Raw genomic sequence first — 26,589 nt, forward strand, 5'->3', positions numbered from 1 at the left:
AGATTATGTTTACTGTTATAATGGTTTTAGTGGTTCTTGGAGGAATAGGTGCGGTTTTTGGTTTTATCTTAGCATTTGCAAATAGAAAATTTGCTATGGAGGTGAATCCACTAATTCATGAAGTAGAAGATATTCTTCCTAAAGGACAATGTGGTGCATGCGGCTATGCGGGATGTGCAGCATATGCAGAAGCAGTAGTTATGAAAGATGATGTTCCTCCTAATTTATGCGTTCCAGGAAAGGATGCTGTAGCAAAACTTGTAGCAGAAATTACAGGTAAAAAAGCAGAAGAAGTGGAACCAAGAATAGCTCATGTTAGATGCAAAGGAACAAGTGAAAAAGCAGCATTAAGTTATAAATACAAAGGAGTTCATGATTGTAAGGCAGCAAGCCTAATACAAGGAGGACCAAAAGGATGTAAGCATGGATGTATTGGATTTGGGACTTGCGTAAGCAGTTGTCCTTTTGGAGCCATGACAATGGGAGAAAATGGACTTCCAGTTGTTAATAGAAAAAAATGTACTGGTTGTGGTAAGTGTGAAGAATCATGTCCTAAAAATGTGATTCAAATGATCTCAATAAATGCTAGAGTAAAAGTTGATTGTAATTCAAAAGATAAGGGAGCTATTGCTAGAAAGTTATGTAGTGCTGCTTGTATAGGCTGTGGACTTTGTGCAAAGAATTGCAGCTATGGAGCTATTCAAGTTCAAAATAATCTCGCAGTGGTGGATCAGAAAATATGTGCTGAAAAATGCAGTGAAGCAACATGTTTGGCAAAATGTCCAACAGGAGCAATAAAAGTTGCGAATGAATTAATTGCTAATAAAAATTCAGACACAGTAAAAGTTACAATTTAAAATTTACAGTATTTTATATTAAATTATGGTTTAATATAAAATATTTATTAAATGTATAGCCAGTAGAGATGAAAAAATGTGCATTTCTACTGGCTATACATTTTGTAATTAGTGGGGCATTGTAGTAAACGTATGAGAGAATTTTTATTATTAATAGTGATAAAACTCATTGACTAATATTTAAATCATTAAAGAAAGGAAGCTTGGACATATGTTTGACTATAAAATTGGAAGTTATACCAATAAAAATACCTGTACCAATTCCGGCTATAGATAAAATTGGTAAATAAAGTGTAACTGCAATATTTTGAACTATAATTGCGGCTACAATTAATTGTCCTACGTTGTGGAAAAATGCACCAGCAGCACTTACACCTATTATACTAACTTTATCTTTCCAAATATTTTTTACGAAAAGCATTATATAAAAACTAAGCAACGCTCCAACAGCACCATACATAAGTGTAGAGAGATTTCCACCAAACATAGTTGAAAGAAGAAGCCTTAATATTATAATTAAAAAAACATCTTTTTTATTATTCAATATGTATAATGCTATGACAGTAATTAAATTAGTTAACCCAAGTTTTGCACCAGGTGCAATAAATGGAACAGGAATCATACTTTCAATTGTATACAAAGCCAAAGCTTGTGATACTAGAATACCTATAAATACTATACGAAAAGTTTTATTCATTTAAACACCTCAAACTGTTTGCCATTATATCACTGCTTTTTATTTCAATCATAAGTTTATGTGGAAGACAAACTATAATTTGGCCTGGTTCTGATATAAATCCAGATCTAACGCATATTTTATCCTTGCAATCGGCATCTATTACTTTAATAGATTTATCTTTGACGTCTATTATATTATCACCGTATGAAGTTTTAATATCTATTTGGTCCTCACCTCTATGCTCAGATAGGTTGATTTTCTTATAAAATTTACCGTCTATAGTTATCTCAGCATATGTTCCATTGTAATGTTTGCCCATTATTACCCCAAAAACAAGTTCAGGAATAAGTGATATACATAGTAGAATAACTATTATAATTATATCCCATTTTTTAAACATATTATTTCCTTCTTTAATCTATAAATTTATTATACATTTTTGACAAAAATTTTAAAATATATTATGGTTAATATTGTATATTAAGTTAATTTTTAAATCAAGAAATAATTATATAAGTTTTAAACAGTATAACGTATCCTAGTATTAGAAATACTCACAAAGCTTGTAATTTACTAATTACTGCTATAAAATAATAAACAAGATTGTGAACACGTGTGTAATTATTGAGCGTAAAAGAAATTATTTATAACCTCTAGCTATATTTGCGTACTAAAAATTAAATCTTTGCTAGAGATAAAAGCGCTTTATTTATTAAAAATTTGGAGGACTAATATGGCTACTACGATTAAAGATATAGCGAAAGCACTAGGAATATCACATTCAACTGTTTCAAGAGTACTGACTGGATCTAAATCTGTAAATGAAAAGACCAAAGAGGCTGTACTTAATGCAGTTAAAGAGCTAAACTATATTCCTAATATGAATGCGAGGAGTTTAAAGATAGATAAAGCTTATAATATTGGTGTATTTTTTTCAACTATAAGTAATGGAACCTCACCATTTGTATTTCAAACTGTTATAAATAATGTGTACAAGAATATAGACAAAAAGTATAATGTCATTGTTAAAGGAATAGATATGTATGAAAAAAATACTATAAATCCTAAAAATTATGATGGAATACTAGTAGTAAGTCAAAAAATAGATGATGATGATTTTATTAGAGAAATATTAGAGAAAGAGATACCTATTGTAGTCATAAATAGAAAGGTAAATCATGATGTTATAAATGTATATACAGATGAGAGTGTTGGGGTGTATAAGGGAGTAGAGGAATTAATAAAAAATGGTCATAAGGATATTGCAATAATAGAAGGAGCAATCAATTTCGATTCAACTAAAATGAGGCGAGAGGGATACTTAAAAGCTTTCAATAACTATAATATTAAATTGGACAAAAATCTGGTGCTAAATGGGAACTTTACTGTCAAAAGTGGATATGAAAAAGCTAATGAATTAATAGAAATGAATGAAAAGTTTTCAGCCATATTTGCTTTTAATGATGAAATGGCAACTGGGGCAATAAAAGCTATTACAGAGCATGGATTAAGGGTTCCAGAAGATATTTCAATACTAGGATTTGATGGGAATGAAATTGGCAGATTTATTACTCCAAGTATTACAACAATTAAAAGGCCTATAGGAGAAATAGCAAGAATTGCCACTGACTTGCTTTTAAGATTGCTAAATAATGAACAAGATATAACAACTAAGAAAATATATATAGAATCAGAATTGGAACTAGGCAATTCAATTAAAGATTTAAATTAGAATAAATTATATAAAGCTATAGTGAAGCAAAAGTTTTCCTCACTATAGCTTTAAAATTTAATTCAAAATGAGAACAAAAAACTATTGCAAATATTTACATAAGCGTATATACTTGTATTAAGAAAAAGGGAACACGTGTGCAAAGGAAATTACATAATATTAAGGTTAGGAATTTTAGTAAAACCTTCTTGATAAAATGTATATATAAACTTTGAATATTTTTTTACTCAATTGGGAACACGTGTGCCTGGAAATTGTAAGGAGAGATTATTATGCAAATGGAAATTAGATACTCAAATCATCCAGAAGACTCTAAGCACTATGATACAGAAACTTTAAGAAGACATTATTTAGTTGAAAAAGTATTTGTAGATGGAGAAGTAAATTTAGTTTATAGCCATAATGATAGAATCATATTTGGTGGAGTTACACCTATAAAAGAAACATTAAAGCTTGGAGCATCTAAAGAATTAGGAACAGATTACTTTTTAGAAAGAAGAGAACTTGGAGTTATTAATGTAGGTGGAGAAGGAACAATTATAGCTGATGGAGTAGAATATAATCTAAATTATAGAGATGGATTATATGTTGGACAAGGCACTAAAAATATAGAATTTAAATCATCTGATGGAAAAAATCCAGCTAAGTTTTATATAAATTCTGCACCAGCGCTTAAATCATATCCAACAGTAAAAATAGATTTAGAAAAAGCTAATAAGATAAAATGTGGCGATGAAATAAACATGAATAAAAGAACAATAAACCAATATATTCATCCTGCAGTATGTGAAAGCTGTCAATTAGTAATGGGATTAACAATACTTGAGCCAGGAAGTGGATGGAATACAATGCCATGTCATACTCATGAAAGACGTATGGAAGTATATTTATATCTTGATGTACCTGAAGATCAAGCAGTAATTCATTTTATGGGTGAAGGACAAGAAACAAGGCATATAGTAATGAAGAATGAGCAGGCAGTAATTTCACCAAGCTGGTCAATTCATTCGGGCATTGGAACTCAGAATTATTCATTTATATGGGGAATGTGTGGCGAGAATATAACATTCGATGATATGGATAACATAAGAATCCAAGACTTAAAATAATATAATTAATATTGAAATAAAGAAGTTAAGAGCAGTTTAAGTGAAATTTCTGCATAAAAGATGTTAAATAAATTTATTCAAAAGCTGTAGGCATAGATTTGGTCTGCAGCCTTTTTATTCTTTAGAAATTTATTTCCAGTAAAATCAGTGGACGAGGCACTCCTTGAGGGTATAACTTAAAAAAGGTTGATTGGATAGTTTTGGCATTTTAAAAAGAATAAAAAAAAATCATATTCACTTAGTTAAGACAAAATATAGAAATTCGATTTCAACATATAGATTTCAATTAAGAGAACTATAATTTATCAGCATGAAGATAGGTAGCTAAAGAATTGAAATTATTAAGTATAAATGGTAAAATATATATTAATATCATTATCTAGCATTGATTTTTATATTAGTGAAAAAGGTCCTAAATTAGAAAATATACAAATTAAATAATCAAGGAGCATTGCTATGAAGCTTACTTTTAGATTAAAACTATTCTTTTATTTTGTAGGAATTATATTGTCTATATCTATTCCAATTGCACTAATAACTTATAATTATATGTATAAATCCCTTAAAGAGCATCTATTTTCAAGCGCTAAAGCCCAAATGGTGCAGGTTGATAACAACTTTTCTAACATGTTAGGGCAAATAAAGTACAATGCTAAGTTTCTTGCAACTTATTCAGATGCAAAAAAAGCAGACCAATCTATTTCAGCTCTATTTAATATTCCTGATATTGCGATAAATAAAAAATATTCAAAACAAATACCTGGAATAGAGAGTACTATATATAATGTGCTTGAGGCTTATGGAACATCTCATCCAGAAACAACTTATGTGTACATTGGTACTAAATGGGGAGGGTATATTCAATGGCCTGATGGATTAAGTACTAATACATTTGATCCAAGGACAAGACCATGGTATTCTTTGGCATTATCAAATCCAGATGAAGTGGTAATTTCAGATCCATACGTTTCGGCAGTTGATAATTCCAAAAATGTAATTATAAGTGCGTCAACAACAGTAAAAAATGAAGATGGAAGTATTGTTGGAGTTATGGGTATAGATTTAAGTTTGGAAAAGTTATCTGAAATAATAAGAAATATTAGGATTGGAGATACAGGTTATGTTTTTCTTTATTTAAAAGATGGAACTATGTTAGCTCACCCAAATATAGATTTAAACTTTAAAAATATCTTACATTTAAATCAGTTAGGTTATACATATTCTCAAACAGATGAAGCTTCAAAATTTTCATTTGATAACTATGATAAATTTATAGATTTGGATAATGGAAGTTTTGAAACTTATATAAATGGAGATCCTGTTTTAGTTAATGTTTATACATGTAAGGATACTGGTTGGAAGATGGCTTCAGTTATACCAAAAAGTGAATTGGAAAGCAAAGCTAGCAAGATGGGATATTTAATAATTATGATAACAGTGGGCGTTTTATTTCTTGCTATTTTCGTTACACTCATTGTTACTAAGAAGGTAACAAAACCGATTACAGAATTAGTTCCTTTAATGCAAGCGGCTGGAAATGGGGATTTATCAGTAAAAGCTAGTATTAATTCAAATGACGAGTTTGGAGAGTTAGGAAGATCTTTCAACCTGATGATTGGTAAGTTACGTTCAAGCTATGAGGAATTATCATCAGTTTATGAGGAATTGCTGGCGACAGAAGAAGAATTAAGAGTACAATATAACGAATTACAACAAAATGAGGAAGCACTTAGAGTGAGTGAAGAAAAATACAAACTCGCACTAGAATGTGCAAATGACTCGATTTGGGAATGGAATTTAGTTACAGATACATTCTTTGCTTCTGATAAATTAATTGATATTACTGGATACAAGTTGGATGAGATAAATAATTTGAGAAACTTTGTGTATGAGAATGTTCATTCAGATGATCTTGATAAAGTGAAAAAAGATTTCAAAAATCATATTAATCAGCTTACAGATGTTTATAGCTCTGAATTTAGAATAAGAACTAAGAGCAGTTCGTACGTTTGGATTCTCTCTTGTGGTAAAGCGTTAAGAGATTCTGAAGGAAAAGTTATAAAAATAACTGGTTCTATTAGAGATATTTCTGAAAGAAAGATTTCAGAGGATAGAATAAAATTCATGGCATTTTATGATTCTTTAACAAAACTTCCTAATAGGACATTGTTTATGAATAGGCTAAATGAACAACTACAATTATCTAATTACGCCAATAAACAAGGAATTGTATTTTTTATAGATTTAGATAATTTTAAGAATATAAATGATACTATGGGACACGAGTATGGAGATAAATTGCTAATAAGTTTAGCAAAACAGTTTGAAAATTTAATTGAAGAAAAAGATACAATATCTAGACTTGGTGGAGATGAATTTATATTACTTCATCCTGATTCAAAAGAAGATGAGATACAAGCTTATGCAAAAAGGCTATTAGGTTTGTTCGATAAAGTATTTAAAATTGACAACAAGCATATGTATATAACTGCCAGTGTTGGAATAGCTTTATATCCTAAAGATGGAAAGGATAGTAGTACAATTTTAAGAAATGCAGATGCTGCTATGTACAGGGCAAAGGAATTAGGTAAAAATAGATTTTCTCTTTTTGATCCACAAATGTATATAAGCCTTGAACGAAAGACTAGTATAGAAAGAATATTAAGGACAGCAGTTGATAATAATGAACTAATCATTAACTATCAACCTCAGTATGATTTACAGGCAAATAAAATCTTTGGTTTTGAAGCATTACTTAGATTAAATAGTAGGGAACTTGGTTTTATATCTCCTGCAGAGTTTATTCCAATAGCAGAGGAATCTGGATATATCACACAATTAACTTTATGGGTGCTTAAGGAATCTTGCAGACAAAGTGCTAAGTGGTTTGAAGCAGGCTATAAATTTAATAGCATAAGCGTTAACATCTCATCAGTTGATTTACAAGAGACAAATTTCTTAGATAATGTTAAAGAAATTATTGAAAGTTCATCTGTTAATCCGAATATGATTGAACTTGAGATTACTGAAACTGTTCTTATGAAATCATTTGATTCTAGTATTGGAATATTAAAGAAATTAATGGACATGGGAATTAGAATTGCGCTTGATGACTTTGGCACGGGATATTCATCATTAAGCTATCTTAGAAGAATTCCTATAAATACATTAAAGATTGATAAATCATTTATAGACAATATTTCTTTAAATAAGAAAGAAGAAGCGATTATAAAAAATATTATTCAAATGGCACATAGTATGGAATTAAAAGTTATTGCTGAAGGAGTTGAGGTTGAAGATCAGCTTTTAATACTTAAAAGAATGAAATGTGATTATATTCAAGGGTATTATTTTAGCAAACCTCTTCTTGCTAATCAACTTGAAGAGTTACTGGAAAAATAGAAAGTTGAATAAGTATGCTTAGATTTAAGGTGTGAAGATATAAGGTTCGCATATAAGAATAAGATTACTATAAATGAATTAGTATTATTCCTTTGTCACATAATATTGATATGTATACAGAAATAAATATTTCAAAAGAGAACAGGGAGGAAACAAATGAGTCAAAAGTATGTAAAAAAATCCAATGAAGAATTAAAGATGAGTCTGACAGATGAACAATATAGAATTACACAAGAAAATGGTACAGAAGCTCCATTTTCTAATGAATATGATAATCAGTTTGAAAAGGGGATTTATGTAGATATAACTACGGGTGAGCCATTGTTTGTATCAACCGATAAATTCAACTCTGGGTGTGGCTGGCCTGCATTTTCCAAGCCAATAGATAGAAAGGCAATAAAAGAAAAAATAGATAAAAGTCATGGCATGGTAAGAACGGAGGTTCGAAGCAGTACTGGTGATGCACATCTAGGACATGTATTTACTGATGGACCCGAAGATATGGGAGGTTTAAGATACTGTATAAACTCAGCAGCACTTAAGTTTATCCCCAAAGACAAGATGAAGGAAGAAGGTTATGAAGAATATTTAGATAAGATACTATAATAGTAGTATTATCATCATGATATTAATTATAAGTACCTTTAAGAGAATAAATAAAGCTAATATTTTTTAACGGCGGTAATATATCGCCGTTAAAATTTAATCAAAAATTGAATTATATTTCTATCTTTTCTGAATCTTCTAATATAATCAAATCTTCTGGGTAAGGATTAAAATAAGTTTGTTCCAAAAGGTAATCAATATTAAATCTAACTACATACGATTTAACTAAAAGCATAGGAGACATTATTGTAAGTTTTTTCATCTTGTATTTTTCTAAGGAATCCAGTAATAATTGAGTTTCTTCATTAGTTATGTATTTTGAAAAATATCCCATGGCATGCATTAGAACATTTATATTATTTGTATACTTAGGAAGTTTTTCAAATGCCAAATTCAAATTCTTCTCATATTCAGCCATAATACTTTTTATATCATTATTTTCACCATTTGCTGTAATTCTACCTAAGATTTTAGTATACTTTTGACTATTTGCCATGAGTAGTAATTTATTTCTGCGTTGAAAAAGTATTAATTCATTAAGTGAATTAGATTTCTTGACTTTTCTAAAATCTGCATTAATAAAAATTCTTGTAAGAAAATTATCTCGAATTCTATAATTATGTAATCTGCCTTCATCTTCTATTGCTGCATAAGGAAATTTCTCTTTAATCTTATTTCCAAATATTCCGGCACCTCTTGTACTTCCTGTAACCTTAGCTGTGCCATTATAAATTTTTACATTTTTATGTCCACAGGAGGGTGAAGCGCTTTTTAAGAGAAAACCGTCTATATTATTTAAATCTTTCAAATATGATTCTGAAAACTCAACCATTTCTTTTGTGAATTCTTTTCCTTCTTTTGGCTCATATAATTTTAATTCATTATTTTCAGAGACAACTCTAATTGTTGGTCGTGGAACTTTAAGTCCTATGGAAGTTTCTGGACAAACATTTATAATATTAACAAAAGGTTTCAATTTTTCAACAAATGCATCAGTTATCATTTGTCCATTGTAACGACAGGCTTCGAAACCTAAACATTTACTAAAAAAGACATTTGGTTTAAATAAATCACCCATGAAAACACTCCTTTTTTCATTTTACTTATAATATTATCATTTTATAAGTAAGTAATTCATTAAAAATGTCAATAATAGAGAAATCATCGATTTATCATTATTGACAGTATTAGATTTTAAGGGTAGGATAAAAATGAAATATTTCTGGAAACGACTTTAAATATTTCCAGAAGGAATAACTTTTAAATATATAATTAATATTTACATAGAAAGGATTTTTTATATGACTAAAATAGATATTATTTCAGGGTTTCTTGGGGCAGGAAAGACTACTTTGATTAAAAAATTAATAGAAGAAGCATTTCAGGGTGAAAAGCTCATGATAATTGAAAATGAATTTGGCGAGATAGGAATTGATGGAGGATTTTTAAATAATTCAGGAATTGAAATAACAGAAATGAATTCGGGATGTATTTGTTGTTCTTTAGTTGGAGATTTTGGAGTTGCACTTAAAGAAGCATTAGATAAATATTCGCCAGAACGTATAATAATAGAACCATCGGGAGTTGGTAAATTATCAGATGTAATTAAGGCAATAGAAAATATAAAAAGCGAAGTAGATATTAAACTTAATAGTTTTACGGCAGTTGTTGATGCTGTAAAATGCAAAATGTATATGGATAACTTTGGAGAATTCTTTAATAATCAAATTGAAAATGCAAATACTATTGTCTTAAGCCGAACTCAAAAGATTTCAGAAGAAAAATTAGAAGTATGTGTATCCCAAATAAGAGAACACAACAGTTTTGCAACAATAATAACAACAAACTGGGATGAGATTAATGGAAAGCAAATTCTATCTGCAATGGAAAGGGAAGAGTCCCTTGAAAAAGAGCTTTTAGTAGAAGTAAAGAATAATAAGTCTGAAAATCATCAACACAGCGAAGAGTGCTGTTGCAATAATCATAAGAACCATACTAAGGAAGAATGTGAATGTGATAATCATGAACATCATATAGATTGTAATTGTAATGATCATAACCATGCTCATCATACTCATGATCATGAGTGTGGATGTGGACACGATCATCATTCACATGATCATCATCATGCAGATGAAGTATTTACGAGCTGGGGAATGGAAACACCAAAAAAGTTTTCAAAAGTAGAAATAAATAATATATTAAAAACTTTATCGGAATCTTCTGATTATGGAATTATATTGCGTGCTAAAGGTATAATCCCTTGCTCAGATGGAGGATGGATAAACTTTGATTTAGTTCCAGGCGAGTATGAAGTACGTGAAGGAATAGCAGATTATACAGGAAGGTTATGCGTTATAGGTACAAATTTAAATAAGAATGAAATAGAAGAATTATTTGATGTATAGATACAAGCTAAATATTTCGATTTATATAAAAATTGTTATTAAGGAAGAGGAGTGAACATTACTGATAATATAGATAACCAAACTTAGACCTGAACTTATGCATATAACTCCCCGAAATGAATAACATACTTTTGTTCCAGTTTCCAGGTAATTCTGATGGGTGATTCTAAGGCTATAAAGTTGCACCCAAAGTGCTAGCCTCAAAGAACAAGCGCTCACAGAGAAAGTTCGAAGAACGAAATATAAAATTTCGATTCTCACTTTTTGAACTAGCACATTTGGAACAACTTATAGCCAAAGAATCACATCCATCAAAATTACCAATGAAACATTCCACAAAAGTATATTACCCATTTCTAGTTGGGATATATTTCATAATCTAAGTATAGTTTATGAGTGTGTTATCTATAATAAAACTTCTCTCTTTAATGAATTCAAATAATTAAAATTCATTTGAGTTTATTTAGTGATATTATCACATTTTTTTGACCTATATCTGAAGAAGGACTTTCATCTATTTCGATTTCAGGGATATTTAGAGAATTTTTCTCACCTAAGGCCTTGATTATCCATAAGATTCTTTTTTGATAGTCCTGTAGTAATTTCCTATTCATGGACATTACCTCTTTTCATAGAATTTAATATGTAGTAGGTTACACTAATATAAATAAAATATACATTAAATGAAATTTTAAGATAAAGTATTTATAATTATGAGGAAGGAAATTTAGAATTAGCAATAGAAATTCATAAGAAAAAACAATTTAAGTTCTGAAATATTAAAAAACTTAAATTATGAATGTAAATTTATAGATAGAATTATGTTACATTTAATTAGAAAAATAAGTGAAAGAAGGAATTGATTTATGACTGATGTACCAGTTTTTCTTATTACTGGTTTTTTAGAGAGTGGTAAGACTACTTTTATAAAAGAAATATTTAATGATCCAGAGTTTTATGATGGGGAAAAAATTCTTTTAATTGTTTGCGAGAATGGTGTAGAAGAATATGAAGTTGAATTTTTGAAAAAACACAATGCAAATATTGTTAGCATCAGCAATATAGAAGAATTTACAGAGTTAGCTTTAAAGGAATTCAATCAGAAATACAAACCAACCAAGGTTGTTTTAGAATACAATGGGATGTGGCAATTTGACATTTTTGATAATATGAAGTTTCCTGATAGATGGGAGATTGCTCAAATTATAACAACTATTGATGCATCAACATTTGAAAGTTATATGAGTAATATGAAGTCTTTATTAATAGAGCAATTTAAAAATTCAGATTTGATTATATTTAACCGTTGCAACGATAAAACAAATAAATTGAAATTTAGAAATAGTGTAAAAGCTATTAATTCAAGAGCTAATATGATGTTTGAATTAGAAAATGGCGAGATTGATGATAGTCCCTTAGAATTACCATTTGATATACATAAGAAAGTAATAGAATTTAAAGACTACGATTATGGGGTTTGGTACTTAGATGCAACAGAATATCCAGAAAAGTATGATGGTAAAAATATAAAGGTAAAAGGTCTTGCTTATAGCAACCCTAAGTATCCTAAAGGTGTTTTTGCATTTGGCAGAAATGCAATGACTTGCTGTGAAGATGATATATCATTTTTAGGTATCCTGTGTCAAACGAGTAAGGCATTTAATTTTAAAGATAAGGAATGGATCGAGTTAGAAGGTATAATTCATAAAAAATATATACAGCAAGAACAAAGGGAGATTCCATATATAGTGGTTCAAGATTATAAAAAAATAGATAAGCTTGAGGAAGAATTAGTTTATTTTTAATAGATTAGCCATGTATATAAACTTAATATATAAAAGCAGGTACATTGGAGATTTTCTTAATATACCTGCTTTTTCTGTTTGTTAAATTTATAAATTTGTTGAAAGTTTTTAATTAATACTGGTGTCTTTTTCGATAAACTTTGCAACTCCATCATCATCGAAGCTTGAGATGACACTTGTTGCAACCGCCTTTGCTTCAGAAACTCCGTTTTCAGGAACATACGAACGATCTGCAGATTGTAACATTTCAATGTCATTAAAATTATCCCCAAAAGCGATTACTTCATTTGCGCCAATCAGTTCCTTTAATTCTTTTATAGCAATGGCCTTAGATGCTTTAGAACTAAATATATCTAAAAAGTAATTATCTTTATATACATTTTTGTTAGGAACACATTTTAATATAGAGTTATCTAAAATGCAATTTTCAACATTTTTTATACGATCAAAAGAACCATACAAAACAAAATATAAAATTGTATACCCATCCTTTGGAACTTGTTCAAAATCATCGTATTGATGACAACGACCTTTGTATAATAAATGCCTTTCTGCAAAATACTCAAGATCAGATGGGTCATCAAGATTGTTGTATATGAAGTGGATATCTCCATCTTTCAATGCATACATAAATCCATAGCTTTTATACTCATCAAATATTTTTATTAGATGATTTAACTGAGATATTGGAAATTCATTAATTTTTAGATATTGCTCTTTATTTAAATCATAAAATCCTATACCGTTATTTAATATGATAGGAATGTTAATTGGAATTTCACTTATCAATCTTTTTGCAGCCTGAAGGTTTCGTGCAGTTGCAATACTAAACAATGTACCTTTTTCTATTTGTTTCTTTAAGATTTTTAGTGATGTTTCTGAAACTTCTCCATTAGAATTTAATAAGGTACCATCTAAATCTGTTACATATAATATTCTTTTATTCATTTATTGCACCCCTTTATATAAGATAGAAGATTTCTGTAAAATAAGTATTAAGAGAATTTATATTACAGTAATTTATATATTGTGAGTTTAGCATAAGAAAGCTGTCAATTCAAGGAAAATAAGGATATATAAATCCATTAAAGTTCATGAGTGCTGACATTCATGAAAAAATTGACAAATGGCTATTTTAAAATATAATTTATTATAGTATGTAATTAAAAAATAGTTAGAAGCGAAAGGACATTTTATGTATCAAGAAGAAAGATTATATGAAATATTAAATATACTTAGAGAAAAAACTGTGTTATCTAATAAAGAAATAATGGAAACATTTAATATATCAAGGGATACTGCTAGAAGAGACATTGTTAGATTAGTAGAAGAAGGAGTTGCTATTCGAACTCATGGAGGAATTGCAGTGCCATCTATAAGAACTGAAATTAAGGATTATAAGAGCCGTCTATCTATAAATTCAGAAGAAAAAATAAAATTGGGTAAATATGCAGCTAAATATGTTTCAACAAATCAAGTATGTTTCTTTGATGTGTCTACCACTATTGAAGCGTTATGTCAGTGTGTTGAGGATGATATCTCTATATATACGCATTCTTTAGACAATATGGAAATACTTGCTGAAAAAAATTGTGACGTTCATTTATTGGGTGGAAAATTGCAACGCAAAAATCGTTTTTTATATGGCAGTGGCACAATAAATCAAATCGAAGATATACATTTTGATATAGCATTTTTGGGGGCTGCAGCAATTAGTGAAGATGGAATTTATGTAGTTGATTTTGAGGATTCATATATAAAGAGAAAGGTAGCAGAAAGAAGTACTTTTGTATGTGTTATAGCTGATAGTGAAAAGTTCTTCAATTCCAGCACGTTTAAAGCCATTTCCTTTGATAGAATAGATTTATTAATAACTACAAAAGAGCCGCCTGAGAATATAGAAAAAAGAATGAAAGACTCAGGAACTGTTATTGAAATAGTGTGATTTTATAAAAAATGAGAATAAATTATTTACGCAATTTATTCTCATTTAACTTAATTAAATTTTATTTTGCTGCTTTATTAGTCCTTTTCTGTAAGCATTAAGAAGCATCTTTAAGTCATCTATTTGCTGCTTGAGAGTTACACCTACATCAGTATCTTCAACTCTTTTCCTATTTACAACTTGCTCTAGTAAGAGAGTTGTAGATAATATGTCAGTTTCTTCTTTTATGGCTGCTTCAGTGGATTCAAATGGCTGATGAGATACTAACTGAAGCCCAAAAGAGTTATATATTAACGTATATCCAGCTAGTCCAGTTTTGGGCTGATATGCTTTTGAAAAACCTCCATCTATAACTAGTAGAGTTCCGTTTGCTTTTATAGGACTTTCTCCATTTTTTTCTTCAACGGGCATGTGGCCATTTATTATATGAGATTCTGGTGAACTAAGCCCAAATTCCTTTAGTATTTTTTTGCAGATATCCTCATTATCTCTTAAGCTAAAATAGGGATCTTTCTTTTCATAATGAGTTTCTTTTTCTTCGATAAAATATTGTTCAAATATTGTCATTCTATCCTTACCAAATAATGGCGAAGAAGCACCACACCACAAATACCACATTATATCTTCTTTATTATCAGAATCATCCTTGTCTTTAGAAAAATAGGCCTCTCTTGCTAGCATATCCAATTTGTCTAAAAGTTCTTTACCGTTATATTCTTTATCAGCTATTTTGACGTTTTTAAAGCTTCCATCTTCATTTAATGGTATGAATCCATGATATAGTAAATTGGAATTAAATTTTAAATATAAACTTCCATTTGAATATAGGAATCGAACATGCTTATTATACTTATCGCTATTAATAAAAGAAGTTTTTAACTTATCGATTAATTCTTTCTCATCATAAGTAAGTTCATATGGATTTTTAGGGTCTATAGTAGGAAAAAATGAATCTTTCAATTTATGCGTTTTACCGTTTAAGTTAATAGTTCCTTCAGCATAATTAATTTTATTTAATAAAAGCCTATGATTCATATTAAATTCAGGATGCCTTAAAATCACCTGACCTTCAAGTTTAAATAATATTATAGCTATAGCTTTGTGCATTTGAGCTATTAAATTAATTTCATTAATGCTGTATTTTTTATCACAATCCATCTTAGGTAAGAAGATATTACAGGGATGATCCTTATAAAAATCCATAGAAAAAGTTGCTAGAGGGAGAAGGTTAATTCCGTATCCATTTTCTAAAGTATCCAAGTTAGCATACTTTAGAGAATTTTTTATAACATTAGCAATGCATACGTCTGAACCACAGGCAGCACCCATCCATAAGATATCATGATTTCCCCATTGGATGTCAACAGAATGATATTCAACTAAAGTATCCATAATAATATCGGCACCTGGGCCTCTATCGAATATATCCCCTAAAATATGAAGCCTGTCTATAACAAGTCTTTGTATCAATTTAGAAAGAGCAACTATAAATTCCTTTGATCTATCTGTGTCTATAATAGTTCTAATAATTTGTTCATAATATTCATATTTATCTATTCCTTTAGGCTGTTCATGTAAGAGTTCTTCTATTATGTAAGTAAAATCTTTTGGAAGAGCCTTTCTTACTTTTGAACGTGTATATTTAGAAGAGACATATCTGCATATTTCGATTAATCTATATAAATTTATTTTGTACCAATCATCTATGTTTTCTTCTTGCTTCAATACTATCTCTAATTTTTGTTCAGGATAATATATAAGGGTTGCTAAACTTTTTTTCTCACTTTGCATCAAACTATTTCCAAAAAGATCTTCAATTTTTCTTTTTATTACTCCTGATGCGTTTTTTAATACATGAATAAAAGGCTCATATTCTCCGTGGATATCAGTTAGAAAATGTTCAGTTCCTTTTGGTAAATTTAAAATTGCCTGCAGATTTATTATTTCAGTAGAAGCTTCGTTGATTGTCGGATATTGTTTAGAAAGCAACTCTAAATATCGTAAGTTGTCAGATATTTCATTAGTTGATAGATCGTATTTTTTCATTATTACATCTCCTTTGTTGCTATTAAGATAATATCTTCTATAACTAATTAAATTATAGAAGAAGGTTTGATAATAAACAATAATATTAATAAAATAAGAGCTTAAAGTGAATCAAGCTCTTATCATCCTATAAATTCATATTTTACTTATACCAACAAGAATCATAACAGATCTAGGTTCTATTTCAAGTGTCTCTCCAACTTGGAGCATCTCATTAATTGAATCGCTAATGTCTTCTCCAGAAGGCATGGATGTATTTACAGCAATTCGCCATTCTAAGTATATAGGGAGTTCGGGTAATCTTACATATTGAGTTTCCCAATGAGCATTGATACAAAGGTACACAATGTCATCTTCTTTTTCTTTTTTATTCCATCCTGCAAACATTATCCCAACAGTTCTAGTACTATCTGACGAATCTAAATACCAAGGTTCTATACCGTGCTTACTAACAGGAGGTAAGCCACATCGGGATTCTTCAATTCTGTCCTTAATAGCAGGATGACGTTTTCGAAAATTTATCATATTTTTAAAGAAAGTAAATAAATCATGATTCTTATATAGGAGACTCCAGTTCAGCCATGAAATTTCATTATCCTGGCAATATGGATTGTTATTTCCAAACTGTGTATTTCCAAATTCATCTCCAGATAAAAGCATTGGAGCTCCTTGACTTGAAAGAAGAACAGCACAAGCATTTTTTATTAGCTTTCTTCTCAACTTTATTATATTTTCATCGTCAGTTTCACCTTCAGCACCACAATTCCAGCTATTATTGTTGTTCTCACCATCTGTATTATTCCAACCATTTTCTTCATTGTGTTTATCATTATAAGAATATAAGTCATATAAAGTAAATCCATCATGGCAAGTAATAAAGTTTACTGAAGCATTTTTGCCTCTTATATCTGGATTATAGAGATCGTAAGATCCGGTTATTCTTTCAGCAACAGTGGCAGCTAATCCTGAATCGCCCTTTAGAAATCTGCGAATATCATCTCTATATTTTCCATTCCATTCACACCATCTTTTCCAAGATGGGAAACTGCCGACTTGATATAATCCACCTGCATCCCATGCTTCAGCTATCAATTTTGTATTTGCAAGAATAGGATCAAAGGCTAGGCTTTGCAATAGTGGAGGATTATTCATTGGTGATCCATCTTCGTTTCGACCAAGGATTGAAGCTAAATCAAATCTGAATCCGTCAACACGATATTCTGTAACCCAGTAGCGAAGGCAATCTAAAATCATTCTATGAACAATTGGGTGATTGCAATTTAAAGTATTTCCACATCCGCTGAAATTATAATATTTCCCATCTGGTGTAAGCATGTAATAAACATTATTATCAAACCCCTTAAAAGATATATATGGACCATACTCATTGCCTTCAGCAGTATGGTTAAAAACAACGTCTAAAATAACCTCTATTCCATCTTCATGAAATTTCTTTATCAATGATTTTAGTTCATCGCCTTCTTTATTTCGTTCAATTCCAGCAGTATAACTGGTGTTTGGAGCAAAGAAACATACAGGATTATATCCCCAATAATCACAAAGCAAATTACCTCTAACATATCGTGCATCAAGCATTTCATCAAATTCAAAAATTGGCATAAGTTCTACAGCATTGATTCCAAGCTCTTTTAAATAAGGTATCTTTTCGGCTAATCCAGCAAATGTTCCAGGATAATTAACTTTTGACGACGGATGCTTAGTAAAGCCTCTTACATGCAACTCGTAAATAATCAAATCTTTCATAGGAATTAAAGGTCTTTTACTGTTTCCCCAATCAAAATCATTGGAGACAACTCTTGATTTATATTGATTTCCACATATTGTTTTTGTTCCCCATACGCTTTGTCCAGCAATTGCTTTTGAGTAGGGATCAAGTAAATATTTACTACTATTAAAAACTAATCCTCTTTCAGGTATATATGGACCGTCCACACTATATGCATATTCAAATTCTTCAATATCTAATCCAAGTACTATCATAGAGTATACATTACCTATTCGATAATATTCAGGAAAAGGAATGACAGCATAAGGTTCGCACATAGCTGGCTTAAATAAGAGTAGTTTACATGATGTTGCGTTCTGAGAGTGGATAGTGAAGTTAACACCTCCAGGTATAACTACTGCACCATTTTCTAGATAAAATCCAGGACGAATTTTAAATCCCTCAAATTCGTCGGTGGGAATTAAATTTTTCTGAAGCGTTTTTACAAATTCATCGAAATTTACAGTATTTTTTAAAGTATTTATATCTAGTTCTATATTCTCATTATTTGAAAATTTAGAAGTATCCACAATATATTTTCCTCCTTAATATTATTAGGACCCTCTTAGTTTTATTATATTAGGACGCATATGCTTTTAATCGATAAATGAAATAATTATTTAATTATCACTTAAATTATTGTATCAAAATTCTAATTTATATGTTTTTAACTAATGTAAGTTAGAAATATAGGATTAAGATATTTAAGTTGTGGTATAATTTTCATATAAGCTATTAATTACACAAAATTGGCTATATAAAAAATAATCTCCGATGAAGGTAATATACTATAGATAATAAAGAAAATATGGAATGTTTTATATAAAACAAATGGAGAAGCTATATACACTATAAGATTTGGGAATGAGGGGAAATAGATGACTAAAAAAATAATTTACAGTTTACTTATTGTAGCGGCGGTAGTTTCTGTAATACCAAAAGAAGTTTCAGCAGAATGGAAGCATAATAATACTGGTTGGTGGTATGAGGAAGGAAAATCTTATAGTACTGGCTGGAAACAAATAAATGGCTTATGGTACTATTTTGGTAATGATGGTTATATGAAGACAGGATGGATTTTAGATAAGGTTTGGTGGTATTATTTACAGGATAATGGTGCTATGGCATCTGGTAAAACATCAATTAAAGGTAAGGAGTATGAGCTTGATAATAATGGGAAATGGATAAATAATGCTCTTCCTAATAGAAATGTTAATATGAATATTAGCAGGCCTCCTTCAGAGGAAAAAATGAGTACAACCTCAGATTTTAGCTTGTTTGAGGAAAATGGAAATACGTATTTTAAAATTCAAGATAGCTATTATTTAAAAGGTGTATGGAATATAGATGGGAATATATATATTTTTGATGAAAATGGTGTGTTGCAAAAAGACGAATATACGTCGGAAAGTGGTAGAAAATATAGATTGGGGGATGATGGCAAGGTTATAGAATGTCTTAGTGACAAAAATTATAATTTATGTCCAGAATATGCACTGACTACTAAATCAACTACAGAGAACTACCAAGTTAAATTAGATGATAGTAATATGCTTACTATAACTGATGTCAATTCAGATGAACCAGAAAAGGATGGAGTAAGAATTGAGGATGGAGCAGGTTACAAATTAGACAATACTAAACCAAGGGCAACTATTAATGGAAATACTTTATATTGTAGAACTAATCAAGCTATAGATTTAGGAATGATAAAAGTAAGTAGCGTAGATGATAAAAGTTCATCATTTCCTAATTTAATAGCAATGTCTAAGAGTGAAGATGATAGTGTTGCGGTTTCAGGAATAAATTTAAGTTTGGAGGATGGATTTTTTAAAGACATTCATCCAACAGTTATTGCATACAAAGCAGGAAAAACTACTATTACAATAAATGTTAATGGAATTAAGACTTCGTTTGATGTAGTAGTAACGGAATAATTTTTTGCACTAATATGAGTAATGTTAATATTTTTATAATTGTTAAGTTTAGTGTATATATGATATTGAATTAAAATATAAACTCAAATGAAAGAATTGAGGAATTTATATAAGCAGCAATACAAACTTAAATGAAAAAGAATATAGATATGCTATTTTGACTAGTTACATAATTGTAGTAACTAGTCATTTATGGTTTTGAAAAGGAGATTACTTGTCAATCAAATTTTTTTCGTATTCCTCTATCATTTTTTTGTCATCAATCCTCCAATTGGTCCACCTACACGACCATTTAACATTGATGATTTATTTCCTTTATAATTATCATTAAGTTCTATGCCAAGTTCATTTTCAAATTCTATTTTTAGCTTATCTAGTTTTGCTCTAGTTTGGGAACTAAAGGCCTTCTGCTCATAATTTAACACCTCCATATCAGTATTAGTTTTATAAATTTATAGTAAAATATATTTGATAAATTATTGAATTTAAATGAATGGAACTTGTGAAGAATTTAGATAATTGCGAAACTCATTGATAAAAATGAATAATGATTGATTTGAAGTTGCAAAAACATTATTAATGGATTTAATGGTTCCTGCTATACAAATATAATAGTTGACTTCTTAAAAAAGGGCGCACGAAATAAAGCGAAGGTGAATTCCAATTTTTATAAATAAATTTTATGCAATTAATGGCTTTAAGCTTCGGATATATTTATGTTTATGAATTTTATCTGCCACGATAACTGTTATTAGTTGAGTTATTCCGGCTAGAAGTAAATCAGCATGAAGTGTTTGCTCATTTTGAGTCTTACGCTCCGCGACGCAGTAACTATATTTGAAGTGATTTATATTTTTTTCAACAGCTACTCTGATTTTATAAGTATTACTCCATTCTTGGGTTCCTCGTGTTATTCCAGGATATGCGCGCAGATTCTTTTCAGGATAAATATAAAACATTCGTCCACATAAGGAATTTGTACATGGATTTTCACATTGAGTTACACGTTTGCTCTTTTTGGTTTCTTTGTTATATAACCATTTCATTTTAGGGCATACAAACTTCATTGTTGGAATTCTAGAACGAAGATGACTTTTACTACCTTCACGTTTCATTGGAATAGAAGGATCATTCGGACAGCATGGAATGCCGTCTTCGTTTAAAGGGCAATCAGCATTTTCTAGTGTAAGCCTAGTTTTTAAAGGAATATATGCTTTATCAAATTTTAATTCGAGAAGAAGATCACGATAAATTTGAATACTGTCAAAAGCAGCATCTCCTAAAAAGGTTTTTGGACTTATTAATGGATGCTTGTTAAAAAAATCTTTGAGAACAGGGATAAGAGCCTTAGAATCTGCAAGAGATTTATCTTCATCAGGTGAATCAGATTTTTTCTCAACAATAATATCAGGATGAGCATTGAGAAAATCTTTATTATAGAACGAAATATCTCTTACGATACCGAGGCCATTAGTAATGATTCCGAATTTAAAAGCATAGCAAAAATGCCCATTAATATACATTTGTTGGATGGCAGGGTTGGCTGAAGCGTGTGATGGCATAGAGCCATAGGCAGCTTTATAAGGATCATAAGAGTCATCTAAATTGCATGCTTTCTTAAAATTTTTAAGCTGTTTTATAATGCGATTAGCATATTTAGGATTATTTTCAGTGACAAATGCTTCAAGGCCTGAAGTATCAAAAATAGTCATGGAAGCAAGAGCCGTATCAATCTGTTGGCATATCGGTTCAGTAATATCAACAAGATTATCGAACATGGATTGTAAGTCCAAAAGAAAGTCCTGCTTGAAACGAGTAAACTTAGATGAATCAGGAACTCTTAAAAAGCCGCAGAAGTCTCTTAGTTCTTGAGAATATTTAAGGAAAATAATTAAAAGAGAATCTGTAGGAATAGAAAAAATGCGTTGTAAAATTAAAGCACTGATCATAGCATAAAGCTGATATTTTCGCGGCCTTCCTGTGGAAGCGTAAAAATGGTTAATGAAAGATGCAGGAACTAACTCATCAAGGTCGATAGTGTTTTCGAGTAAAGAAAGAAATTGGAATTTATCATTTTCAAATTTTTCTTTGCAATCAGAATAAACATCTGCCAAAGAAAGCTGTTTATATGTTATCATATATATGACTCCTTTCTGAGGTATATGGTAGTTTTGTTTTTAGGCAATTCAATTTTACCATAAATCAGTGAGGAGTTATTTTATTTTGCTAAAAAAATATCCCGCATTTCTGCGGGTTGCGGCGTTTCGCAAACGCCTAGTGAAGAATTAATGGAAAGGAGGATTTTAACACTTTTTTTACAAGTATTTGCATAGATTAAAATTTGTGAGAGTGGTTAATATATTAATGCCAAACAAAATCATAGATTAAGGGAGGTAGATTAAGATGGCTTCGAGAAATAAAACTTTAGTTCCAGAGGCAAAAACAGGTTTAAACAGATTAAAAACTGAGGTAGCTTCAGAAATTGGGTTAAATAACTATGAAAACATTGATAAAGGGAACCTTTCTTCAAGACAAAATGGTAGTGTTGGCGGAGAAATGGTTAAGAGAATGATAGAAAGTTACGAACAAAGTCTCTAAAAATAGATACTTAATGTTTTAACTCAGTTCTTAAATTACCATCCATCCTAAAGTGAAAGCTAGTAGAATATAGTTAATTACTATTTATTCTACTAGCTTTTTTTATTATATATGAATTTATATTCAAGCGAAATATATGAAAAATAAAAGAGAATAAAAGAAATTAGAAGCATAGATGAGATTCTGAAAAATAATGAAAATAAAATGAGATAGATGGCTAAAAATTTATATGGAATTACTTTACAATATGGTATAAAATGTAAAAGAAGGCAATTAAACATATGCTCAAAGGAGTTGAATAATATGTTATATTTATATACTATATCAATAAAGTTAAGTTGTTTATCCTTAATATTACTATTATTTAGGCTTGTTTTAAACAAGAATAATATTAATATTTTTGGTAACAAGGAAAAAAGAGGTCTACTGATAACCATACTTGTTATTAGTATTGTGCCAATAATCAATATTTTTTTTGCAGTTTCAAGTATATATGCGTCAATTTTTATGAAAAAGGAAAAATTTATAAAATTTATAAATGAATAGCTTTAGTGGAATCTAAGGCTATTTTTTTATGAATTTATTACCTCTATAAACTACAGATAAAAAGTATATGAAGATTTTTTATTATAAAGTAATTATAAATATGTTTAGGAAAATAATTTCTAAATATGAAATTATTGATATATATGACAATAATATTACGATATTATTATATATTTTATAAGATTTATATAAGTGTATTTCATCTTTCTCAGTTACAGATATAATATTTATAAGAAGTTTAAGATTAACTAAATTATGTATAGATGATTAATCTGGAGGAGATGAGTTTGATGAAAATTAGATATATGTTATCGGAATTATGGATTGCGTTTGGTTTTCCAATTATAGTTTTAGGAATTATAATTTTAGTATACTACTTTTCTAAAAAGAGAATGAAAAAGAATGTGTTTTTTTATAAGATCTTTAGATACATAAAAATATCATCTTGCATCATATTTATTTGTTTTATAATAATAGAAGCTTTAATAATAAACTATCCAAAGTATAATCGAAATAGTGACGATTATATTATTGTACTTGGCGCAGGACTTGATAATGGAGGAGTTCCTAATTTAATACTTCGGGAAAGACTTGATATTGCTATAAAATGTACGAAAGAAAATTTAGCTCAATATATCGTTTTATCCGGAGGACAAGGTACAGATGAAAGTACATCAGAGGCACAGGCCATGAGTGAATATTTACAGGCTAAAGGAATAGAAAAAAACAAAATAATATTAGAGGATAAGTCAAGAGATACTAATGAAAATCTAAAATATTCTAAAGAAAAGATTGAAGAATTTAGTAACAAATCAATAAGTGATATAAAAGTAAAAATAGTAACAACAGACTTTCATGCTTTTAGAAGTAGTATTTTAGCAAAGAAGAATGGGTATAAAAATTTTGATAATTATTCCAGCACTATGCCTTGGTATTTTGTACCTTCAACATATGCTAGGGAATCCATTGCAGTTATTAAGAGTATATTGTTTGATAAATAAATTCGTGATTGTGAAATAATTACACTACAACAGGGTTTATAAATTTAATTTATAACAACAAACGATTACAGGCACAAGATATACATAATTAATATATAATAATACAAAGGATTATATATTTAGTTAGAAAGGGATAAGTATGTTGGCGGTAGTTATTTTGGTTTGCATAGTATTAATTGCATGTAATGCTTTTTATGATACCGATAAAAGTTGAAAAATAGAAATCGTCAAGCAAAATTAGACTAACTTTATAAAACTAAATGGGATTTTTTAAAAAACTAAGCAGATATAATTTAAGGCTATCTATTAATTAAGATAGCCTTTTTGTGTTTATAGAAATTAAGAATTAACATGGTAACTTGATTATAAAAGTAGATCCTTTTTTACATTCACTATATACATCTATTTCTCCACCACATAAGTCAACAATTCTTTTTACTAGGGCTAATCCCAAACCGTTGCCTTCAGAAGAATGTGATTTATCGCCTTGATAAAACTTATCAAAGATATGCTTTTGTGTATCTTCGTTCATGCCTATGCCATTATCTGAAATGCTTGTTGTAATCCAGTTTTTATCTTTCTTTAAAGTGCATCTAATAGTACCATTTTCAGGTGTAAATTTTATTGCATTACTAAGTATGTTTATCCATACTTGCATCAACAGTTCTTCATTTCCATGAAAAGTAATTGAGTCTAAATCTATATCTAAGTCAATATTTTTATTGGACCATTTGGATTCTAAAAGCAATAGAGTTTGTCTTAGTTGTTCATCTAATTTGAATCTGCTTCTTTCTGCTATTATATCTTGATTTTCTAGTCTTGAGATCTGTAATATGCTGCCAACTAAGCTTGATAGCCTTTTTGTATTATTTAGTATTTTATCTGTATATTTAGACTTTTCTTCTTTACTTAGATTGTTATCCTGTAGCAAAGTTGTGTAACCTTCAATAGATGCAAGGGGAGTCTTAAATTCATGGGACACATTAGCAATAAAGTCACTTCGAAAAGTTTCTATGTTATTTAGTTCGTCTACCATAATATTAAAGTTCTGAGACATTTTTTGTAGCTCTTCAACGTAGTAATACTTATCTTCATCTAATTTGATATTAAAATTACCTTTTCCGACTTCCATAATTGCTTCACTAAATTTTACTAGTGGAGCTAATATTTTTTTACCTATTATAGCTGATATGGTTGTCCCAACTATTATACTAATTATAGATAGATCAATAATTGGCCAAAGAAACTTATTAGCTTCCGAAGAGAAATTTGGATGAAAGATTATGGCTAAAATTGCAGTAAGCACTGATGATACAAACATTATTGAAAAAATAATAAATGAAAAGACTAAGCCTAATTTTAAATTTGGTTTATCATTCATAATTTTTTACCACCTTATATCCGAGTCCTCTTACAGTCAAGATATCAAAATCTATGTTATTTTTAAAGCGATCACGCAAACGGTTAATATGTACATCTACTGTTCTTATATCAGTTTCAGAATCAAGTCCCCAAAATTCATCCATAAGTTCTTGTCTTGTGAATATGCGATTAGGATATGAAATAAGCTTATATAGAATATAAAATTCCTTTTGTGGAAGGACTGTTGCCTCACCATTTTGATATACTGACAAGGAATCATATTCAAGCATGGTATCACCAACGATTTGCTTTCTTTCACTAATAATCTGAGCTCTTCTAAGTAATGCACCTACTCTTAACACCATTTCGTTAACATCAATTGGTTTAACCATGTAGTCATCAATTCCAAGAAGAAAACCACGTTGCTTATCCTGAAAGCTTTCCTTAGCTGTAATCATTAATATAGGTAGATTAAATTGAGCATCACGAATAGATTTTATTAGTTCAAAACCATCCATATTTGGCATCATGATATCAGAAATAATTAAATCAATATATTCCTTATCCAAAACATTAAGCGCTTCGATTCCATCTTTCGCACTAGTAGTTTTATAGCCATTTTTAAGTAAAACAGTTGAAAATAATTCTCTTAACTCTTTGTCGTCTTCTACAATCAAAATATGAAACATTTATATACCTCCATTTTATGCACTAATTATACTACTTTTTTATCTATGTTTAAAAGTATCATATCTATATATAAATTCAAG

21 protein-coding genes and 1 pseudogene are annotated in these 26,589 nt (G+C 29.4%); 11 read left to right on the forward strand and 11 right to left on the reverse strand.

Annotated features, from left to right (window positions below; translation table 11 throughout):
- The first annotated feature begins 5 nt into the window (after positions 1 to 5).
- A complete protein-coding gene (gene rnfB / locus KEC93_RS12610) occupies positions 6 to 857 on the forward strand; it encodes an RnfABCDGE type electron transport complex subunit B (RefSeq protein ID WP_017211713.1) in 852 nt (283 codons plus the stop codon).
- 166 nt (positions 858 to 1,023) lie between these two features.
- Here the strand turns inward: rnfB and KEC93_RS12615 are convergent, their stop codons facing one another.
- Both KEC93_RS12615 and KEC93_RS12620 read right to left on the reverse strand, forming a co-directional pair.
- Positions 1,024 to 1,554, reverse strand: coding sequence for a Gx transporter family protein (locus tag KEC93_RS12615; RefSeq protein ID WP_023974620.1), 531 nt, complete (start codon positions 1,552 to 1,554; stop codon positions 1,024 to 1,026).
- Positions 1,547 to 1,936, reverse strand: a complete 390-nt coding sequence (locus KEC93_RS12620) for a NusG domain II-containing protein (protein ID WP_012058670.1) — start codon at positions 1,934 to 1,936, stop codon at positions 1,547 to 1,549. The genes KEC93_RS12615 and KEC93_RS12620 overlap by 8 nt, the downstream gene beginning before the upstream one ends.
- Before the next feature lie 333 nt (positions 1,937 to 2,269).
- On the opposite strand from KEC93_RS12620, the gene KEC93_RS12625 reads away from it, so the two are divergent.
- The 4 genes from KEC93_RS12625 (at position 2,270) to msrB (ending at position 8,385) form a co-directional block, all read left to right on the forward strand.
- Complete coding sequence (locus tag KEC93_RS12625) at positions 2,270 to 3,268, forward strand: LacI family DNA-binding transcriptional regulator (RefSeq protein WP_039772439.1); 999 nt, start codon at positions 2,270 to 2,272, stop codon at positions 3,266 to 3,268.
- 272 nt (positions 3,269 to 3,540) lie between these two features.
- Positions 3,541 to 4,377, forward strand: a complete 837-nt coding sequence (kduI, locus tag KEC93_RS12630; RefSeq protein WP_077869263.1) for a 5-dehydro-4-deoxy-D-glucuronate isomerase — start codon at positions 3,541 to 3,543, stop codon at positions 4,375 to 4,377.
- 456 nt (positions 4,378 to 4,833) lie between these two features.
- A complete protein-coding gene (locus tag KEC93_RS12635) occupies positions 4,834 to 7,779 on the forward strand; it encodes a bifunctional diguanylate cyclase/phosphodiesterase (protein WP_054249115.1) in 2,946 nt (981 codons plus the stop codon).
- Between the two features lie 156 nt (positions 7,780 to 7,935).
- Entirely contained in the window at positions 7,936 to 8,385 is a 450-nt protein-coding gene (msrB, locus tag KEC93_RS12640; protein WP_023974624.1) for a peptide-methionine (R)-S-oxide reductase MsrB, read from the forward strand.
- Positions 8,386 to 8,497: 112 nt separating this feature from the next.
- On the opposite strand, the gene KEC93_RS12645 is transcribed toward msrB, so the two are convergent.
- Entirely contained in the window at positions 8,498 to 9,463 is a 966-nt protein-coding gene (locus KEC93_RS12645) for a YbgA family protein (protein WP_023974625.1), read from the reverse strand.
- Positions 9,464 to 9,686: 223 nt separating this feature from the next.
- On the opposite strand from KEC93_RS12645, the gene KEC93_RS12650 reads away from it, so the two are divergent.
- Positions 9,687 to 10,793, forward strand: coding sequence for a CobW family GTP-binding protein (locus KEC93_RS12650; RefSeq protein ID WP_023974626.1), 1,107 nt, complete (start codon positions 9,687 to 9,689; stop codon positions 10,791 to 10,793).
- Positions 10,794 to 11,242: 449 nt separating this feature from the next.
- On the opposite strand, the gene KEC93_RS12655 is transcribed toward KEC93_RS12650, so the two are convergent.
- The gene (locus KEC93_RS12655; RefSeq protein ID WP_155715477.1) at positions 11,243 to 11,407 is read right to left on the reverse strand and encodes a hypothetical protein; all 165 of its coding nucleotides are present in this window, start codon (positions 11,405 to 11,407) and stop codon (positions 11,243 to 11,245) included.
- 252 nt (positions 11,408 to 11,659) lie between these two features.
- Here KEC93_RS12655 and KEC93_RS12660 point away from each other — a divergent pair, with 252 nt between their 5' ends.
- On the forward strand, positions 11,660 to 12,598 hold the full coding sequence (locus KEC93_RS12660) for a TIGR03943 family putative permease subunit (RefSeq protein WP_023974628.1): 939 nt from the start codon (positions 11,660 to 11,662) through the stop codon (positions 12,596 to 12,598).
- 108 nt (positions 12,599 to 12,706) lie between these two features.
- Here KEC93_RS12660 and KEC93_RS12665 read toward each other — a convergent pair whose 3' ends face one another.
- Positions 12,707 to 13,546 (reverse strand): HAD-IIB family hydrolase, encoded by an 840-nt coding sequence (locus tag KEC93_RS12665; protein WP_077869264.1) that lies wholly within the window; start codon positions 13,544 to 13,546, stop codon positions 12,707 to 12,709.
- A 247-nt stretch (positions 13,547 to 13,793) separates the two neighbouring features.
- Here KEC93_RS12665 and KEC93_RS12670 point away from each other — a divergent pair, with 247 nt between their 5' ends.
- Complete coding sequence (locus tag KEC93_RS12670; RefSeq protein WP_017211701.1) at positions 13,794 to 14,543, forward strand: DeoR/GlpR family DNA-binding transcription regulator; 750 nt, start codon at positions 13,794 to 13,796, stop codon at positions 14,541 to 14,543.
- Between the two features lie 54 nt (positions 14,544 to 14,597).
- Here KEC93_RS12670 and KEC93_RS12675 read toward each other — a convergent pair whose 3' ends face one another.
- Both KEC93_RS12675 and glgX read right to left on the reverse strand, forming a co-directional pair.
- Positions 14,598 to 16,589: a fructose-1,6-bisphosphatase gene (locus tag KEC93_RS12675; protein WP_077869265.1), complete on the reverse strand. Its 1,992-nt coding sequence runs from the start codon at positions 16,587 to 16,589 to the stop codon at positions 14,598 to 14,600.
- A 135-nt stretch (positions 16,590 to 16,724) separates the two neighbouring features.
- Positions 16,725 to 18,905 (reverse strand): glycogen debranching protein GlgX, encoded by a 2,181-nt coding sequence (gene glgX / locus KEC93_RS12680; RefSeq protein WP_077869266.1) that lies wholly within the window; start codon positions 18,903 to 18,905, stop codon positions 16,725 to 16,727.
- 348 nt (positions 18,906 to 19,253) lie between these two features.
- On the opposite strand from glgX, the gene KEC93_RS12685 reads away from it, so the two are divergent.
- A complete protein-coding gene (locus KEC93_RS12685) occupies positions 19,254 to 20,312 on the forward strand; it encodes a PspC-like choline-binding domain-containing protein (RefSeq protein ID WP_077869267.1) in 1,059 nt (352 codons plus the stop codon).
- A 245-nt stretch (positions 20,313 to 20,557) separates the two neighbouring features.
- Here the strand turns inward: KEC93_RS12685 and KEC93_RS12690 are convergent, their stop codons facing one another.
- Positions 20,558 to 20,743: a small, acid-soluble spore protein, alpha/beta type gene (locus KEC93_RS12690; protein WP_420022547.1), complete on the reverse strand. Its 186-nt coding sequence runs from the start codon at positions 20,741 to 20,743 to the stop codon at positions 20,558 to 20,560.
- A gap of 338 nt (positions 20,744 to 21,081) precedes the next feature.
- A pseudogene (locus tag KEC93_RS12695) lies at positions 21,082 to 22,450 on the reverse strand (ISNCY-like element ISCb1 family transposase).
- 265 nt (positions 22,451 to 22,715) lie between these two features.
- Here KEC93_RS12695 and KEC93_RS12700 point away from each other — a divergent pair.
- Together KEC93_RS12700 and KEC93_RS12705 are read left to right on the forward strand one after the other, a co-directional pair.
- Positions 22,716 to 22,910: an alpha/beta-type small acid-soluble spore protein gene (locus KEC93_RS12700; RefSeq protein ID WP_012058685.1), complete on the forward strand. Its 195-nt coding sequence runs from the start codon at positions 22,716 to 22,718 to the stop codon at positions 22,908 to 22,910.
- 836 nt (positions 22,911 to 23,746) lie between these two features.
- Entirely contained in the window at positions 23,747 to 24,457 is a 711-nt protein-coding gene (locus KEC93_RS12705; protein WP_051144863.1) for a YdcF family protein, read from the forward strand.
- 346 nt (positions 24,458 to 24,803) lie between these two features.
- Here the strand turns inward: KEC93_RS12705 and KEC93_RS12710 are convergent, their stop codons facing one another.
- Complete coding sequence (locus tag KEC93_RS12710; RefSeq protein WP_077869912.1) at positions 24,804 to 25,838, reverse strand: HAMP domain-containing sensor histidine kinase; 1,035 nt, start codon at positions 25,836 to 25,838, stop codon at positions 24,804 to 24,806.
- On the reverse strand, positions 25,831 to 26,508 hold the full coding sequence (locus KEC93_RS12715) for a response regulator transcription factor (protein WP_077842923.1): 678 nt from the start codon (positions 26,506 to 26,508) through the stop codon (positions 25,831 to 25,833). The genes KEC93_RS12710 and KEC93_RS12715 overlap by 8 nt, the downstream gene beginning before the upstream one ends.
- Between the last annotated feature and the right edge of the window lie 81 nt (positions 26,509 to 26,589).

Origin of the sequence: Clostridium beijerinckii, from assembly GCF_018223745.1 — a bacterium.
GTDB classification, from domain to species: Bacteria; Bacillota; Clostridia; order Clostridiales; family Clostridiaceae; genus Clostridium; species Clostridium beijerinckii.